The organism is Streptomyces sp. NPDC093071, assembly GCF_044754545.1.
Taxonomy (GTDB): Bacteria; Actinomycetota; Actinomycetes; order Streptomycetales; family Streptomycetaceae; genus Streptomyces.
This window is the reverse complement of sequence record NZ_JBIVPH010000009.1, coordinates 153,234-169,446: the sequence shown is the minus strand read 5'-3', so window position 1 is coordinate 169,446 and position 16,213 is coordinate 153,234. Positions and strand designations below refer to the sequence as shown.

Sequence of the window (16,213 nt, the reverse complement as noted above, 5' to 3'; positions counted from 1 at the left end):
CGGTTTGTTTGGCGGGGGGCGCTTTCGCGGTGGGGCGGATCGCCGCGGCGGGGCGCGCCCCCCCCCCCCCCCCGCCCCTCCGCCCCCCCCCCCCCCACACCCGGCGCGGGGGGTGTAAAACAAACTCCAAGGGGCCCCCCCCGGGGGGGGGCGCCCCCCCCCCCCCCCCCCCCCACCACCGACTTCTTTGTTTACGTTCTTCCCGCTGCGAGTCACCGGACCAACGGTGGCCGCCGTCAAGGGAGATCGGGGGTGCACGCGTGCGGATCGCACTGCTCACGGAGGGTGGCCACCCGTACGCCGTCGGTGAGTCCGGGGTCTGGTGCGAGCGGCTCGTGCGCGGACTCGGACAGCACCGGTTCGACCTGTACGCCGTCGGCCGCCCCTCCTCCACCGGCGCCTCCCTGCCGCTTCCCCCCCACGCCCGGCTCGTCCGCGCGGCCGACCCCGGGGGCGCCTCCGGGAACCTCCTCGAACGCGCCGCGCTCGGCGCGCACCGCGCCGCCCGCCGCGCCTACGGCCGCCGCGACCGCCGCCGCTTCACCGAGGCGTACGAGCTGCTCGCCACCGGCCTCTGCGCGGAGGAGGGGGAGGAGACCGGCGCGGACCTCTTCGCCGAAGGGCTCCACGCGCTCGCGGAACTCGCCCGCGAGCGCGGCGGACTGCCCGGCGCGCTCCGCTCCGACGACGCCGTCCGCGCCCTCGAAGCCGCCTGCCGCGCGCCCGGCGCACGCCGGGGCGCGGCCGCCGCAGGACTCCCCGACCACCTCGCCTTCGCCGAGCACCTGGAGGGCGTCCTGCGCCCCCTCTCCCTCGACTGGTACGAGGAGGACGCCCTCGGCGCCGCCGACCTCTGCCACGCCGCCGCCGGAGGCACCACCGCCCTCCCCGGCCTCCTGGCCACCCGCTTCTTCGGCACCCCGCTGCTCGTCACCGAGTACGGCGTCCCGCTCCGCGCCCACTACCTCTCCTCCGCCGGCGCCGACCGCTCCGCGCCCCTGCGCACCCTGCTCGCCGCCCTCCACGGACGGCTCGCCGCCGAGGTCTACCGGCAGGCCGCCCTGCTCACCCCCGGCAACGCCCACACCCGCCGCTGGCAGGAGAGGTGCGGCGCCGACCGGGCCCGCATCCGCACCGTCCACCCCGGCATGGCGGCCGAGCGCTTCGACGGCGTCGGCGAGGACGAGGAGAGCGGCGACCCCACCACCCTGGTCTGGGTCGGCCGCCCCGAACCCGCCAAGGACCTGATCGCCCTGCTGCACGCCTTCGCCGAGATCCGGGCCCGACAGCCCGACGCCCGGCTGCGGATCGTCGCCGTCCCCGCGCGGGACCCGGGCGACGACGCGTACCTCGCCCACTGCAAGGGCTTCGCCGCGCAGCTCTTCCCCGACGAGGCCGCCGGGGCGCACGCGGTCGGGGAGAACCCCGTCTCCTTCGAGGAGCTCGGCGGCCCGGAGGCCCCCACCCTGGAGGAGACGTACGCCTCCGGCGCGGTCGTCGTCCTCTCCAGCGTCGTCGAGGGCTTCCCGGCCGGCCTCGTCGAGGCGATGTTCTGCGCACGGGCCACCGTCTCGACCGACGTCGGCGCGGTCGTCGAGATCATCGGCGGCACCGGGCTCGTCGTCCCCCCGCGCAACCCCCGGGCGCTCGCCGACGCCTGCCTCGCGCTGCTGCGCGACCCCGGACGGCGGCACCGGCTCGGCGCCGCCGCCCGCGCCCGCGCGCTCGAACTCTTCACCGTCGAACAGAACCTGGCCGCGTTCCGCGACATCTACCTCGAACTCCTCTCCCGCGCCCCCGTGCGCCACCGCCCCGGCGACGGAGCCCTCTTCGCCCACCCCGCCGAGGCGCACGTGCCGGGCAGCTGGAACCCCGGAGCCGTGACCGCGGGCACAGGAGCCCCCGATGCCTGAAGGAGACGACCCCATGCGCGGCTCCGCCGCCCCGCCGGGCCCCACCGCCCGGGACGCCCGCTCCGAGGTCCTCCTCGGCGCCCCCGCCCTCACGGCCGGCACCGTCGAGGACGCCCCGCCCGCGATAGCCCAGGCCGCGGCGCCCCCCCTGCGGCCCCACCCGACCGCCCCCGCCCTCCGGGAGGACCAGGAGGAACGGTCCGCCGAACCGCCCCGGCCGCCGACCGCCCACGGGGGCGGAAGCGGGGACGCGTACGAGCGCGGGAACGGGGGCGAGGACCAGTACGGGAACCAGTACGGGAACAAGGACCAGTACGGGAACCAGGGAGAGGACCAGGACAAGGACCAGCACGGGAACCAGGACGAGGACCAGGACGAGCCGTCGGCGGTCCCGGACGCCCCTGAGCCCGCCCCGGACACGCCGCCCGCGCCCCCGGCCGCGCAGGCCGCCCCGGCCGCCCCCCGACCCCGCCACGGCACCGCCGATCCCGTCAAAGTGCTCATGCACCGGCACCGGGAGCTGTGCGAGCGGGCCGTCGACCCCCTGGAGGTGGCCGCCGGGCTCGAAGCCCGGGGCTTCACCGACCGGACCGCCGCGCGCTACCGGCACCGGGACGTCTTCTCGCTCGCCGAGGAGCTGTACGCGCGCGTGCCGCGCGGCCGGGAGGAGACCGGGACCGCCGCCGTCGCCGTCCGGACCGAGCCCGTCGCCCCCTGGGCGCTCGCCGTGCTCGCGCCCGGCGCCGTCGCCGCGCTCGCCGGGCTCGGACTCGCCCTCACCCACGGGCCCGCGCGCACCGCTGTCGGCGCCGCCGGGGCCCTCGGGCTCGGCGCGGCGCTGTTCCTCGCCGTCCGGCGCGGCCCCCTCCGCGCGCCCGGCGGCCGGACCGTGCCCGCCGCCCGCCTCTGGACCCTCTGGCTCCTGGCGTACGCGGCCGGCGGCGACGGACTCCTCGCGGAGGTGCTCACCGGCGGCCCCGACGGGCCCTGGGACCTCACTCCCGGCCCCCTCCTGGGCCTCGCCCTCGCCGTCGCCCCCGCCGCCTGGTGCGCCCACCTCTTCGCCCGCCGGGCCCGCCGCCGGATCGCCGACAGCCGGGGCCTCGCCGACTTCGCCGCCGCCGTCCGGCCGCTGCTCCTCGGCACCGTGACCCTCCAACTCCTCGCCCTCGCCGCCCTCCTCGCCCCCACCGGGGCCGGTCCGGGGGCCTTCGCCCTCGGCGCGCTCCTCCTGCTCGCCCGGCTCCTGACCGTCCACGGCCACCCCGAGACGGCCTCGGGCGCCCTCGCCGCGGCCTGCGCCGCCGAGGCGCTCGCCCTCGCGAGCGTCCTCTCCTCCCGCCTCCCCCTCCCCGGCTTCGACGCGCTCGCCGTCCCGGTGCGCGCCGTCGTCGACGCCTGGGGCCCCGGGGCCGTCCCCGCCCTCGTCTGCGGCGCCGCCGCGCTCGGCCTCCTGGCCCACGCGACCGGCTCCCTCGCCCGGGCCTCGGCCCACACCACCCCGTGAACCCCCCGCACACCCGCGGAGCCGACGCCGCGGGCGTGCTCCTCCGCCCCCCTCACCACCCCTCTCACCACCCCGCAAGGAGAACAAAGAACATGACCCCGCAATCCCGAGGAACGGCCGGTCGGCACGAAGGGGCCGCGCGATGAGGGTGCTACTGCTCGGAGCCAACGGCTTCATCGGCCGCTTCGTCGCCGACCGGCTGCTCGCCGACCCGGCCGTCCACCTCACCGCCCTGGGCCGGGGCGACGACGCCGACGTGCGGTTCGACCTCGCGTCCGGCAGCCCCGGCGCGCTGACCCGCTTCCTCGACGCCGTCCACCCCGGAGTCGTCGTCAACTGCGCCGGCGCCACCCGCGGCGGCGCCCGCGACCTGACCCGGCACAACACCGTCGCCGTCGCCACCGTCTGCGAGGCCCTGCGCCGCAGCGGCTGCGGCGCCCGGCTCGTCCAGGTCGGCTGCGCCTCGGAGTACGGGCCGAGCCAGCCCGGCTCCTCCACCGCCGAGGACGCCGTGCCCCGCCCCGGCGGCCCGTACGGCGTGTCCAAGCTGGCCGCGACCGAACTCGTCCTCGGCTCGGGCCTCGACGCCGTCGTCCTGCGGGTCTTCTCGCCCGTCGGCCCCGGCACCCCCGCCGGCTCCCCGCTCGGCCGCCTCGCCGAGGCGATGCGCCGGGCGATGCAGGCAGGGGACGGCGAGCTCAAGCTCAGCGGACTCGGCGTGCAGCGGGACTTCGTCGACGTGCGGGACGTGGCGCGGGCCGTCCACGCGGCCTCGCTCTCCGCCGCCCAGGGCGTCGTCAACATCGGCACCGGCCGCGCGGTCCGGCTCCGCGACGCCGCCGCCGTCCTGGCCCGGGTCGCCGGCTACTCCGGCAACCTCAACGAGCTGGACGCCCCGCACGGCATTCCGCAGCGCCCGATGATCGGCGCCCCCCGCAGCGAGGGGACCATCGCCGACCAACTGGCCTCCGCCCCCTACCCGTATCCCGACGGCTGCGGGCCCTGGCAGCAGGCCGACGTGCGCACCGCCCGCGACCGGCTCGGCTGGCGCCCCCGGATCAACCTGGAGGAGTCGCTCGCCGACATCTGGATGGAGGCGGCGTGTCGCATCTGACGACCCCCGCGGCCACCGGGGCGGTCCAGGCCCTGGGGGTGGGCGTCCCCGGCTACGCCCACCCGCTGCTCGCCCCCGTCGAATGGGCCGAGCTGACCCGCCCCGGCACCCCCCTCCACTGGGCCGTGCTCAACGTCGCGGACGGGCCGGGCAGCCGCCCCGACCCGCACTGCCTGGAGGCGGCCGGGAAGCTCCGCGCCGCCGGGGTCAGGGTCCTCGGGCACCTGGACGCCGCCCACGGCTCCCGGCCCTTCGGGGAACTCGTCACGGACGCCCACCGCTTCCTCGACTGGTACAAGGTGGACGGCTACTACCTGGACCGCTGCCCCGCCGACCGGGCCGACCTGGCCGGGGTGCGGCGGGTCTGCGCGACCCTGGAGACCGTCCTCGGCGGCGAGGCCCACCTCGTCCTCGGCCACGGCACCCACCCCCACCCGGGGTACGCCGAGACCGCCGACCAGCTGGTGACCTTCTCCGGCGCCTGGACGGACTACCGCTGGTCGCAGGTGGCCGAGTGGACCGCCGAGCACACGGAGACGAAGTTCGTCCACCTCGTGCACGGCGTCCCGCGGACCCACCTCGACGAGGCCCTGCGGATCGCCCGCTGGCAGGGGGCGGGGACGATCTTCTTCACCGACCGGACGGGGCCTCCGGGACAGACCGTGCCATTCCACTCGCTGCCCGGCTACTGGGACGAAATCGTCTCGCGGATCGGACCGGGTGTCTCGGAATGAGAAGGGGCGTGGCAGTGTTACGGGGAGAACAACCGTACTGACATACCGACCACCGGAGTCCCCGTGTCGCTGCCACCCCTGGTCGAGCCGGCCGCCGAGCTCACCGTAGACGAGGTCCGCAGGTACTCCCGCCACCTGATCATCCCGGACGTCGGGATGGACGGGCAGAAGCGGCTGAAGAACGCCAAGGTGCTGTGCGTCGGCGCCGGCGGCCTCGGCTCGCCGGCGCTGATGTACCTGGCCGCCGCCGGCGTGGGCACGCTCGGCATCGTGGAGTTCGACGAGGTCGACGAGTCGAACCTCCAGCGCCAGATCATCCACAGCCAGTCCGACATCGGCCGCTCCAAGGCCGCGTCGGCGCGCGACAGCGTGCTCGGCATCAACCCGTACGTGAACGTGATCCTCCACGAAGAGCGGCTCGAGGCCGAGAACGTGATGGACATCTTCAGCCAGTACGACCTGATCGTCGACGGCACCGACAACTTCGCCACCCGCTACCTGGTGAACGACGCCTGCGTACTGCTCAACAAGCCGTACGTGTGGGGCTCGATCTACCGCTTCGACGGCCAGGCGTCGGTCTTCTGGTCCGAGTACGGCCCCTGCTACCGCTGCCTCTACCCGGAGCCCCCGCCGCCGGGCATGGTCCCGTCCTGCGCCGAGGGCGGCGTCCTGGGCGTGCTCTGCGCGTCCATCGGCTCCATCCAGGTCACCGAGGCCATCAAGGTCCTGGCCGGCGTGGGCGACCCGCTGGTCGGCCGCCTGATGATCTACGACGCCCTGGAGATGCAGTACCGCCAGGTCAAGGTCCGCAAGGACCCGAACTGCGCGGTCTGCGGCGAGAACCCGACCGTCACCGAGCTCATCGACTACGAGGCCTTCTGCGGCGTCGTGTCCGAGGAGGCCCAGGAGGCGGCGGCCGGCGCGACGATCACTCCGAAGCAGCTCAAGGAGTGGATCGACGACGGCGAGAACATCGACATCATCGACGTCCGCGAGCCGAACGAGTACGAGATCGTCTCCATCCCCGGCGCCCGCCTGGTCCCCAAGAACGAGTTCCTGATGGGCGCCGCCCTCCAGGACCTCCCGCAGGACAAGCGGATCGTCCTGCACTGCAAGACGGGTGTCCGCAGTGCGGAAGTCCTCGCCGTGCTCAAGTCCGCGGGCTTCGCGGACGCGGTGCACGTCGGCGGCGGCGTGATCGGCTGGGTCCACCAGATCGAGCCCGAGAAGCCGGTCTACTGACCGACCGGCCGTCGCGCTTTTCGGGGGCGGTGCGGAAATCCACGGGTTTGATTCCGGGAATCCGAGAGAGACGGAGTGCAGGGCCGGTCGGACAACCGGACCCGATGACCCCGGACAACGCATTCGTCTCAGGAGGATTCTCGTGACCACCCCCGAAAACAACGTGTGGAACTACGGATCGGCCTCCGGCTACGACGCGGGGACCGACCTGACGGGCTACCGCGTCGAGGCGACCGACGGCCACATCGGGAAGGTCGACAAGCACTCCAACGACGTCGACTCGCAGTACCTCGTGGTCGACACCGGCGTCTGGATCTTCGGCAAGGAGGTCCTGCTGCCGGCGGGCACCGTGAAGCACGTCGACACGGCCAACGAGACCGTGTACGTCGCCCGCACCAAGGACGAGATCAAGAGCGCCCCCGAGTTCGACAAGGAAAAGCACCTCGGCAACCGGGACTACCACGACCAGGTCGGCGGCTACTACCACGGCCACGGTCCGCGGATCTGACCTCCGGGTCGGGGCCCGAATTTCCCCGGAATCGCCCGCCGGCCGGAAACCTCGAAGGTTTCCGGCCGGCGGGCGATTCTCTTTTTCTTTTCCGCGATTTCGCCGTCCTGGGATTCCGCGCTACTTGCAGACGGTCCCGGACTTCGGCACGTTTCCGTCCAGCAGGTACGCGTCCACCGCCTTCTTCACGCACGCGCTGCCGCCGTTGTAGGCGCCGTGCCCCTCGCCCTCGTACGTCAGCTCCACGCCGACGCCCTTGCCGAGCGCGTTCACCATCGCCCGGGCGCCCTCGTACGGCGTGGCCGGGTCGCCGGTGTTGCCGACCACCAGGATCGGCGCCGAGCCGGGCGCCGAGACGTCCGGGTGCTCCCAGGCCCCCGCCGCCGGCCACTGCGAGCAGCCCGCGAGCGACCAACCCATGAAGTCCCCGAAGACGGACGAGGCCTCGCGGAACTCGCCGAGCCGCTCCTTCGCCTGGCCCAGGGTGTAGCGCTCCTTGAAGTCCACGCAGTTGATGGCGGCGTTGGCGGCCTGGATGTTGCTGTACGAGCCGTTCTGGCTGCGCCCGTTCATCGAGTCGGAGAGCGAGAGCAGCAGCGCCCCGTCGCCGCCGTCGGCCGCGTCGAGCCCCTGCTCCAGATAGGTCCAGAACTCCTTCGAGTACAGGGCCTGCGCGATGCCGTTGGTGGCCTGCGTCTGGGTCAGCTTGCGGTCCCCGATCCCGGCGATCGGCTTCTTGTCGAGGGACGCCAGGAGGTCGGTGATGAAGGTCTCGATCTCGCTGACACTGGAGCCGGGCAGCGTGCACTCGTCTCCCCGGTCCACGCAGTCCTGGGCGAAGTTGTCCAGGGCCAGCTGGAAGCCCTTCGCCTGGCCGAGGGCGCCGTCCTCGACGCCCGCCTCCGGGTCGACGACGGCGTCGAAGACGGCCCGGCCGACGTTCTTCGGGAAGAGGTGGGCGTAGACGCCGCCGAGCTCCGTGCCGTACGAGATGCCGAAGTAGTGCAGCTTCTCGTCGCCGAGGACCTGGCGCATCAGGTCCATGTCCCGGGCCGCGTTCTCGGTGCCGACGTGCGGCAGGGAGGGGCCCGAGTCCTTCTCGCAGCCGGCCGCGTACTTCTTCTGCGCGTCGGACAGCGTCCGCTCCTCGGCCGCGTCGTCGGGCGTGAAGTCCAGGGCGTAGTACGCGTCCAGCTCCTTGTCGCCCAGGCACTCGACGGGGTCGCTGCGGCCCACCCCGCGCGGGTCGAAGGAGACCAGGTCGTAGCGGCCGCGCAGGGTCTCGTAGTCCTCGGCGAAGCTCGGCAGGCCGGTGATGCCGGAGCCGCCGGGGCCGCCGAAGTTGAAGACCAGCGAGCCGATCCGGCGGGAGGCGTCCCGGGCGCGGGCCCGGATGAGGGCCAGTTCGATGGTCTCGCCCTCCGGCTTCGACCAGTCGAGCGGGGTCTGGAGGAAGGAGCACTCCCAGGAGCCGCCGCCGGGGAGCGCGGACGGCGCGGGCCCGCCGCCCTCGGCCGCGGACGGCGGCGGACAGGGCGCCCAGGACAGCTTCTGCGCGGTCAGCGCCGGGCGGCCGCTGGGGCCCGACTCCTTCGGCGGCTCCGCGGCGTCGTCCCCGCCGTCCGAGCACCCGGCGGCGAGCAGCACGGCGGTGGCGGCGAGCAGGGCGGCGCGGTGGGCTGCGGAGGTCGGCATGGATCCATGGTGGGCCGTCGCCCGCGCGTTCGCGCGGGAGGGGGGCCAAGCGGGTGGCCCGGGCGTGTCGGGCCGCCCGGGACGGCCCTCGCGTCACGGCGTCCGGTGCTTCCCCCCGGCGCTCACAGCGCCTCGCGCCTCGTCAGCCAGTTGAAGCAGAGCCAGCCCGGCAGGACCGGCAGCCACAGGGTGAGGAGGCGGTAGAGGAGCACCGCCGGGGTCGCGACCTCCAGGGGGAGGCCCACCGCCACCAGGCCGAAGGTGAGCGCGCCCTCGACCGCACCGACACCGCCCGGCGTCGGCGCCGCCGAGCCGAGCGCGTTGCCCGCGAGGAAGACGACGGCCACGCTCGCGTAGCTGATCGACTGGCTGTCGTGGCCGAAGGCCCGGATCGAGGCGTCCAGGCAGAGCACGAACGCGCCGGTGAGCAGCAGCATCCCGCCGATGCCGGTCAGCAGCTTCACCGGCCGCTGGAGCACGTCCAACATGCGCGGCACCACGCCCGCGAAGAGCGAGCGCAGCCGGGTCGACACGAACTTGCGCATGAACGGGATCGCCGTCACCACCAGGACCAGCACCGCGACCGTGAGCAGCCCGGCGATGACCGTCCTCGACGGGGTGAAGGACTGCGACTTCTCCGTCCCCGTCAGATAGCCGAAGGCGAGCAGGAGCAGGATGTGCGCCCCGAGCCCGAAAAGCTGCGAGGCGCCCACGCTGGCCACCGCGAGCCCCGGCCGGACCCCCGCCCGCTGGAGGAAACGGGTGTTCAGGGCGACGCCGCCGACCGCCGCCGGGGCGACGATCTTCACGAACGAGCCGGCGACCTGCGCCACCACCGTCCGCCAGAACCCGACCCGCTCGGGCACGAAGCCCAGCAGGCTCATCGCCGCCGCGACGTAGCTCAGAGCCGAGAACAGCACCGCCGCCGCCACCCACCGCCAGTCCGCCTGGCTGATCGTCGACAGCGGGGTGCTGGCGATCTGCGAGAGCAGGAAGTACGCGGCGACCGCGCCCGCGATCAGGCTGACCAGGGTCCGCGGCTTGATCCGCTCCAGGCGCACCGGCTCCACCGGGGCCTGCGGACGGATCAGCAGCACCTGCTGCCGGATCTGGGCGAGCAGGTCCTCCTCGCGGGCCTCGTCGAGCGCCGTGTCCAGGGCCCGCTTCTCGGCCTTCTTGTCCGCCTTCTTCTCGGCCTTGGTCTCGGCCTTCGTCTCCGTCCGCACGACGCCCCGGTCCGCGACGGCGGCCCCGGTGGCTCCGGCGGCCTCGGTCTTGGCGAGCTCCCGCTCGCGCTTGGCCGCCTCGGAGGCCGCGAGGACGGCCTCCCGCTCCCGCGCCGACCGCTCCCGCGCCAGCTTCCGCAGCGTCGCGCGCGTGGAGCGGCTCAGGGCGATCGGCTGGAGCAGCGGCAGACAGTCCGCGACCGTGTCCGGGCCGAGCACCTCGACGGCCGCGGCGACCGTCCGCTCGGCCCCGACCCGCAGGCCGAGGGTGGTCAGGAGCTGGGCGACGTCCATCCGCAGGACCAGGTCGCCGGCCGCGATCTCGCCGCCCCGCAGATCGGTGAGGACCACCCTGCCGGAACGATCCACCAGAATGGCGTCGCCGGTGAGCCTGCGGTGCGCGATCCGCCGCGACTGGAGCGCCTTCACCTGCCGCCAGGCGCTGCGGACCAGGTCGTCGGTGATCTCGTCGTCGTCCAGCGCGTCCAGGCTGCGGCCCCCGATGTGCTCGTACACGAGCATCACGGCGTCCGGGCCGAGCTCCGAGGTCGCGATCAGCTTCGGCGCGTTCGCCCCGGCGGCGATCGCCGCGTACGCGAGGAGCGCCTCCTGCTCCAGGGCCTGGCGCAGCGAGACGATGGAGCGGCGGGTGGTGATCGTCCGCAGGGTGATCCGCCGCCACGCGCGGTAGAAGAAGCCGTGCGCCTGCTGCTCCCGGTCGACGACGGTGACGTCGAGCGGCGGGCCGTCCTCCAGGGTCACGATGTACCGGCGGCCCCGGTCCCCGCTGTCGGCGGCGTCGGGCACGCCCTCCGCGCGCAGCGCCGTCACCGGCCGGAAGCCGACCCGGCGCAGACCGGCGAGGAGGGTCTGTCCGGTGGGCCGGACGTTCGGCGAGCCGACCGCGTACAGCGTGCCGTACGCCACCGTCCAGCCGATGAGGACGGTCAGGGCGATCGAGAGGGCCGTGGTGTAGCCGGCCACCAGCATGGTGAACGCGTCGAGCAGCAGCACCACCCAGAGCGACACCCGCCAGCGGGGTCTTCGGGCCATCCCGACGGCGGTCATATACGCGATCACCGGGGCGAGGTAGTTGTGCACCGGGTCGGTCAGGCCGCCCCCGGACTGCGGCTGGGTCAGCGCGTCCCGGATCGTGCCGGGCGCGGCCTCGGCGACCCAGAGGTCGGTGGCGAGGGTGACGCCGTGCGCGAGGACGGCGGCGAGCACGCCGTCCGCGATCCGCAGCCCGTCGCGTTTGATCAGCCGCTCGATGGCGAAGGCGACCGGGACGAGCAGGACGGCGATGGAGGAGACGAGACCGGCGATCCTGACGAAGACGTCCGGGGCGCCGCCTGCGCCCTCGTTGATGTCCTTCTCCAGGCCGGAGGTGGTGGCGTGGGCGAACGCGGCGACAGCGAGGACGAGCCCGATCGCGAGCAGGCCGCCGAGCAGCCGCATCAGGTCGGAGGGCCGGTGGACACGGGCCGCGAGCAGCGGTTCGTCGCCGGAGACCCGCTCGGGCACGTCGGCCCTGCCCTCCTCGGGAGGCTGCGTGTCCTGCCCCATCACCATGTCCGTCTCTGCCCGCGCGCCGTGTCGTTCTCGTTCTCGTACGCGTTCCCGTACGTGTCGCTCTCGTCGCTCTTGATCTCGTATCACCAGTCACCGCCCGCACGATGGTGGCACGAAGAGCCGCCGGGCGGAGGCATCAGGGCCATGTCGGTGGCGTGAGGCAGGATGGGGCGCGGGAGCCCGGAGGGGCCCGTGGGACGGGACGGACGAGGGTGGAGGGGCCCGTGGGGAAGACCGGAGGAGCGCCGGAGGGACTGCCCGGGGACGTGGAGGAGCTGCCCCCGTACGCGGAGCGGGTGCTCGACGTCGCGGACGCGATCCCGCCGGGCCGCGTGATGACCTACGGGGACGTCGCCGAGTGGCTGGACGAGGGCGGACCGCGCCAGGTCGGCCGGGTGATGGCCCTGTACGGCGGGGCGGCGCCGTGGTGGCGCGTGGTCCGCGCGGACGGCACGCTGCTGCCCGGCGCCGAGCTCCGGGCCCTGGCCCACTACCGCGAGGAGGGCACGCCGCTGCGGCAGGCGGGTCCGGCGTCCGAGGGGCACGTGCCCAGGATCGACATGCGGCGGGCCCGGTGGGACGGCGTCACGGACGCGGCCGGGAGCGACGCCGGCGGTGCCCCCGGGGGTGCCGGAACTCACACGTGAGGGCATCGGCCCAGGAGGCGCGGGCCGGGCGGGACGGACGGACCGGACGCGGTACGGGAAGCGGTGCGGAGTACGGCTCGTCGCCCCCCGGCTTCGCGTAACGTCGTCGTTCGCGTCTTCCGGGGCGGCCACGGCACACGGCCGCCTCACCCGCACCACCACACCCACCAGGACCGGCGATCCACGTGAGCTCCTCCTCCACCACCCGGCGTACGCCGCCGCACCAGGGACAGCCGCACCCGGGTCCGGGACGGCAGCGGACCCCGGGCGCGTACCGACTGGTGCGCACCGCGCCGGCCCCGCTGGATCCCCCTCGACTGGACGCGGCCCAGCGGGAAGTGGTTGAGCACGACGGCGGACCGCTCCTCGTCCTCGCCGGACCCGGCACCGGCAAGACGACCACCCTGGTCGAGGCGGTCGCGGCCCGGATGGAGAAGGGCGCCGACCCCGAGCGGCTCCTCGTCCTCACCTTCAGCCGCAAGGCCGCCGTCGAACTCCGCGACCGGATGGCGGCCCGGCTCGGCGGCCGCCGCCCGCCGCAGGCGACCACCTTCCACTCGTACTGCTACGCCCTGATCCGCGCCCACCAGGACGCCGGGCTCTTCGCGGAACCGCTCCGCCTGCTCTCCGGACCCGAGCAGGACCTCGCGGTGCGCGAGCTGCTCGCCGGCCAGATCGACCTGGAGAAGAGCGGCCTCGGCGGGGTCCGCTGGCCCGACGAACTGCGCGCCTGCCTCACCACCCGGGGCTTCGCCGACGAGGTCCGGGCCGTCCTCGCGCGCTCGCGGGAACTGGGCCTCGAACCGGACGCCCTCGCCCGCTTCGCCGACCGGGTCGGCCGCCCCGACTGGAAGGCGGCGGCCGGCTTCCTCGCCGAGTACCTCGACGTCCTCGACCTCCAGGGCGTCCTCGACTACACGGAGCTGGTCCACCGGGCCGTCCTGCTCGCCGGGAGCGTCACCCTGCCCCGGTACGACGCGGTGTACGTCGACGAGTACCAGGACACCGACCCGGCGCAGGTCCGGCTCCTCCACGCGCTCGCGGGCGGCGGCGGCCGGGACACGGTGGTCGCCTTCGGCGACCCGGACCAGTCCATCTACGCGTTCCGGGGCGCCGACGTGAACGGCATCCTCGACTTCCCCGCCTCCTTCGGCGGCGCGCCCGTCCGGGTCCTGCGCACCTCCCGGCGCTCCGGCGCGCGGCTCCTCGCCGCGACCCGGGAGCTCGCCCGGCGGATGCCGGTGCCCCGGCTGCCCGCCGACCGGGTCCGCGCCCACCGCGAGCTGACGGCGGTACGGGACGGGGGCCGGGCGGAGGCGTACACCTACCCCACGGCCTCGGCGGAGGCCGAGAACATCGCGGACCTGCTGCGCCGCGCGCACCTGGAGGACGGCGTCCCCTGGCAGGACATGGCCGTCCTCGCCCGCGCCGGCGCCTCCCTGCCGGCCCTCCGCCGCGCCCTCACCTCGGCGGGCGTCCCCGTCGAGACCGACGCGGCGGGCACCCCCCTCCGCCACGAACCGGCGGTGGCCCCGCTGCTCCTCGCCCTCCGGGCGGTGTCGGGGGCGGGGGTTCCTGCCGGGGCGGGGGAGCGGGGGGGCTCCGAGCTGGTCGGCTCCGGTGCGGGCGGCTCCGATCCGGCCGGCTCCGAGCCGGGCGTGCCGGTCCCGGCGCCCGGCGCCCCTGCGGAGCCGGTACGGGGCGACGCGACCGCCGATGCCGGGGACGCCGTTCTTGCGGAGGGCTCCGGGGGGGATGGGGCTCGGGGCGGGGCCGCTCCGGGCGGGATCGTGCCTGATGGAGCTGTTCCTGACGGGGTCACTCCGGATGGGGCCGCTTCGGACGGGACCGAGCCTGACGAGGCCGCTCCGGACGGGACCGCACCTGACGCGGCCGTTTCTGACGGAGCCGCGCCTGACGGAGCGTCAGGCTCGGGTGCGGGCCCCGGTCGCCACGGTGACGGCGGGTGGCTCGACACCGAGACCGCGCTCGCGCTGCTCGCCTCGCCGCTCGCCGGGGTCGACCCGGCGGACCTGCGGCGGCTCGGGCGGGCGCTGCGGGACGAGGAGCGGGCCGCCGGGAACAAGGTGCCGCCGCCCTCCGACGTACTGCTCGCCCGCGCGCTCGCCGAGCCCGAACGGCTCGTCGCCCACGACTCCGCGTACACCCACGGCGTGCAGCGGCTCGGCAGGCTCCTGCGGGACACCCGGACGCTGCTTGCCGCGGGCGGCACCGCCGAGGAGGCCCTCTGGGAGCTCTGGAAGGGCACCCCCTGGGCCGGCCGCCTGGAGCGCGCGGCCCTGCGCGGCGGCCCCGCCGGGCGGAACGCCGACCGCGACCTCGACGCCGTCTGCGCCCTCTTCGAGACCGCCGCCCGCGCCGAGGAGCGCGTCGGCGGCCGGGGCGTCGTCAACTTCCTCGAAGAGCTCGACGCCCAGGACATCGCCGCCGACACCCTCACCCGCCGCCACACCCGCCCGGACGCCGTCCGCCTCATGACCGCGCACCGCTCCAAGGGCCTGGAGTGGAGCCTCGTCGTCGTCGCCGGGGTCCAGGAGGGCCTCTGGCCCGACCTGCGCCGCCGCGGCTCCCTCCTGGAGGCCGACCGCATCGGCCGTGACGGCCTGGCCGAACCCCTCACCCCCGGCGCCCTCCTCGCCGAGGAGCGCCGCCTCTTCTACGTCGCCGCCACGCGCGCGCGTGACCGGCTCGTCGTCACCGCCGTGAAGGCCGCCGCCGAGGACGGCGACCAGCCCTCCCGGTTCCTCACCGAGTTCGGCGAGGAACCGAAGGACGTGCCCGGCCGCCCCCGCCGCCCCCTCGCCGTCTCCGCCCTGGTCGCGGAGCTGCGCGCCACCACCGTCGACCCGGACGCCTCGCCCGCGCTCCGGGACGCCGCCGCCCGGCGCCTCGCCCAGCTCGCCGCCCTCACCGACGACGAGGGCCAGCCGCTGGTCCCGGCCGCGCACCCGGACCGCTGGTGGGGCCTGTTCGAGCCGACGCGCAGCACGGCCCCGCTCCGCGAGCGCGACCGGCCCGTCGCGCTCTCGCCCAGCTCCCTCGACAACCTCGTCAGCACCTGCTCGCTCCAGTGGTTCCTTGGCCGCGAGGTCAAGGCCGCGGAGCCCGCCACCGCCGCCCAGGGCTTCGGCAACGTCGTCCACGTCCTCGCCGACGAGGTCGCCTCCGGACGCACTCCGGCCGACCTCGACGTCCTCATGGCCCGCCTGGACTCCGTCTGGGACGCCCTCGCCTTCGACGCCCCCTGGAAGTCGGCCCAGGAGAAGCAGAACGCGCGCGTGGCGCTCGAACGCTTCCTGAGCTGGCACGTCATGGACCGCGCGGGCCGCACCCCCGCCGCCTCCGAGCACGACTTCGACGTGACCCTGGAGGCGGGGGAGTACGAGGTCCGCATCCGGGGCTCCATGGACCGCGTCGAGACCGACGCGCAGGGCCGCGCCTACGTCGTCGACTTCAAGACCGGGAAGTCGGCCCCCACCAAGGACGAGGTGGCCCGTCACCCGCAGCTCGCCGTCTACCAGCTCGCCGTCCGCGAGGGCGCCCTCGACGAGGTCTTCGACGGCCGCCGCCCCGAGCCGGGCGGCGCCGAGCTCGTACAGCTGCGGCAGGCCGCCGCGAAGAAGGAGGGCGGCGACGCCCTGCCGAAGGTGCAGGCCCAGGAGCCGCTGTCCGGCGAGTGGGTCGGGGAGCTGCTCGCCGGAGCCGCCGGCCGGGTCCTCGACGAGCGCTTCACCCCCACCACCGGCCAGCACTGCGCCACCTGCTCCTTCCGCGCCTCGTGCAGCGCCCGGCCGGAGGGCCGGCACGTGATCGAGTAGCGGGACCCGGCCCCGGTACGGCCCACGGCCACGCGCGCGAAGCCCCTCGCCGGGGCTGGATCCGCCCACGCGCGAGTGAAGCCCCGCCGATGTGGTCCACGGCCACGCGTACGTGAAGCCCCCGCCAGGGCTGGACCGGCCACGCGCGCGTAAAGCTCTCCGCCGGTGCGGTCCACGGCCACGCGTACGTGAAACGCACCAGGACCGGACCGGCCA

At 75.1% G+C, this 16,213-nt stretch carries 10 protein-coding genes; 8 read left to right on the top strand and 2 right to left on the bottom strand.

Annotated features, from left to right (window positions below; all coding sequences use genetic code 11):
* The first annotated feature begins 260 nt into the window (after positions 1-260).
* From ACIQD7_RS27690 to ACIQD7_RS27665, 6 genes are all read left to right on the top strand, one after another.
* Positions 261-1,913, top strand: coding sequence for a glycosyltransferase (locus ACIQD7_RS27690; protein ID WP_402445086.1), 1,653 nt, complete (start codon positions 261-263; stop codon positions 1,911-1,913).
* On the top strand, positions 1,906-3,420 hold the full coding sequence (locus ACIQD7_RS27685; protein WP_402445085.1) for a hypothetical protein: 1,515 nt from the start codon (positions 1,906-1,908) through the stop codon (positions 3,418-3,420). The genes ACIQD7_RS27690 and ACIQD7_RS27685 overlap by 8 nt, the downstream gene beginning before the upstream one ends.
* Positions 3,421-3,562: 142 nt before the next feature.
* Positions 3,563-4,534, top strand: coding sequence for an NAD(P)-dependent oxidoreductase (locus tag ACIQD7_RS27680; protein WP_121831584.1), 972 nt, complete (start codon positions 3,563-3,565; stop codon positions 4,532-4,534).
* Complete coding sequence (locus ACIQD7_RS27675) at positions 4,522-5,268, top strand: spherulation-specific family 4 protein (RefSeq protein ID WP_402445083.1); 747 nt, start codon at positions 4,522-4,524, stop codon at positions 5,266-5,268. Before ACIQD7_RS27680 ends, ACIQD7_RS27675 begins: the two co-directional genes overlap by 13 nt.
* Positions 5,269-5,331: 63 nt before the next feature.
* A complete protein-coding gene (moeZ, locus tag ACIQD7_RS27670) occupies positions 5,332-6,510 on the top strand; it encodes an adenylyltransferase/sulfurtransferase MoeZ (RefSeq protein WP_402445081.1) in 1,179 nt (392 codons plus the stop codon).
* A 142-nt stretch (positions 6,511-6,652) separates the two neighbouring features.
* Positions 6,653-7,018, top strand: a complete 366-nt coding sequence (locus ACIQD7_RS27665; RefSeq protein ID WP_121831587.1) for a PRC-barrel domain-containing protein — start codon at positions 6,653-6,655, stop codon at positions 7,016-7,018.
* A gap of 120 nt (positions 7,019-7,138) precedes the next feature.
* Here the strand turns inward: ACIQD7_RS27665 and ACIQD7_RS27660 are convergent, their stop codons facing one another.
* Together ACIQD7_RS27660 and ACIQD7_RS27655 are read right to left on the bottom strand one after the other, a co-directional pair.
* Positions 7,139-8,713 (bottom strand): alpha/beta hydrolase, encoded by a 1,575-nt coding sequence (locus ACIQD7_RS27660; RefSeq protein WP_402445079.1) that lies wholly within the window; start codon positions 8,711-8,713, stop codon positions 7,139-7,141.
* Positions 8,714-8,835: 122 nt separating this feature from the next.
* Positions 8,836-11,505 carry a lysylphosphatidylglycerol synthase domain-containing protein gene (locus ACIQD7_RS27655; protein WP_402445078.1) on the bottom strand — a complete coding sequence of 890 codons (2,670 nt, stop codon included), beginning with the start codon at positions 11,503-11,505 and terminating at the stop codon, positions 8,836-8,838.
* Positions 11,506-11,735: 230 nt separating this feature from the next.
* Here ACIQD7_RS27655 and ACIQD7_RS27650 point away from each other — a divergent pair, with 230 nt between their 5' ends.
* Together ACIQD7_RS27650 and ACIQD7_RS27645 are read left to right on the top strand one after the other, a co-directional pair.
* Positions 11,736-12,158 carry an MGMT family protein gene (locus ACIQD7_RS27650; RefSeq protein WP_402445076.1) on the top strand — a complete coding sequence of 141 codons (423 nt, stop codon included), beginning with the start codon at positions 11,736-11,738 and terminating at the stop codon, positions 12,156-12,158.
* Positions 12,159-12,343: 185 nt separating this feature from the next.
* Complete coding sequence (locus ACIQD7_RS27645) at positions 12,344-15,997, top strand: ATP-dependent helicase (protein WP_402445074.1); 3,654 nt, start codon at positions 12,344-12,346, stop codon at positions 15,995-15,997.
* The last annotated feature ends 216 nt before the right edge of the window (positions 15,998-16,213 follow it).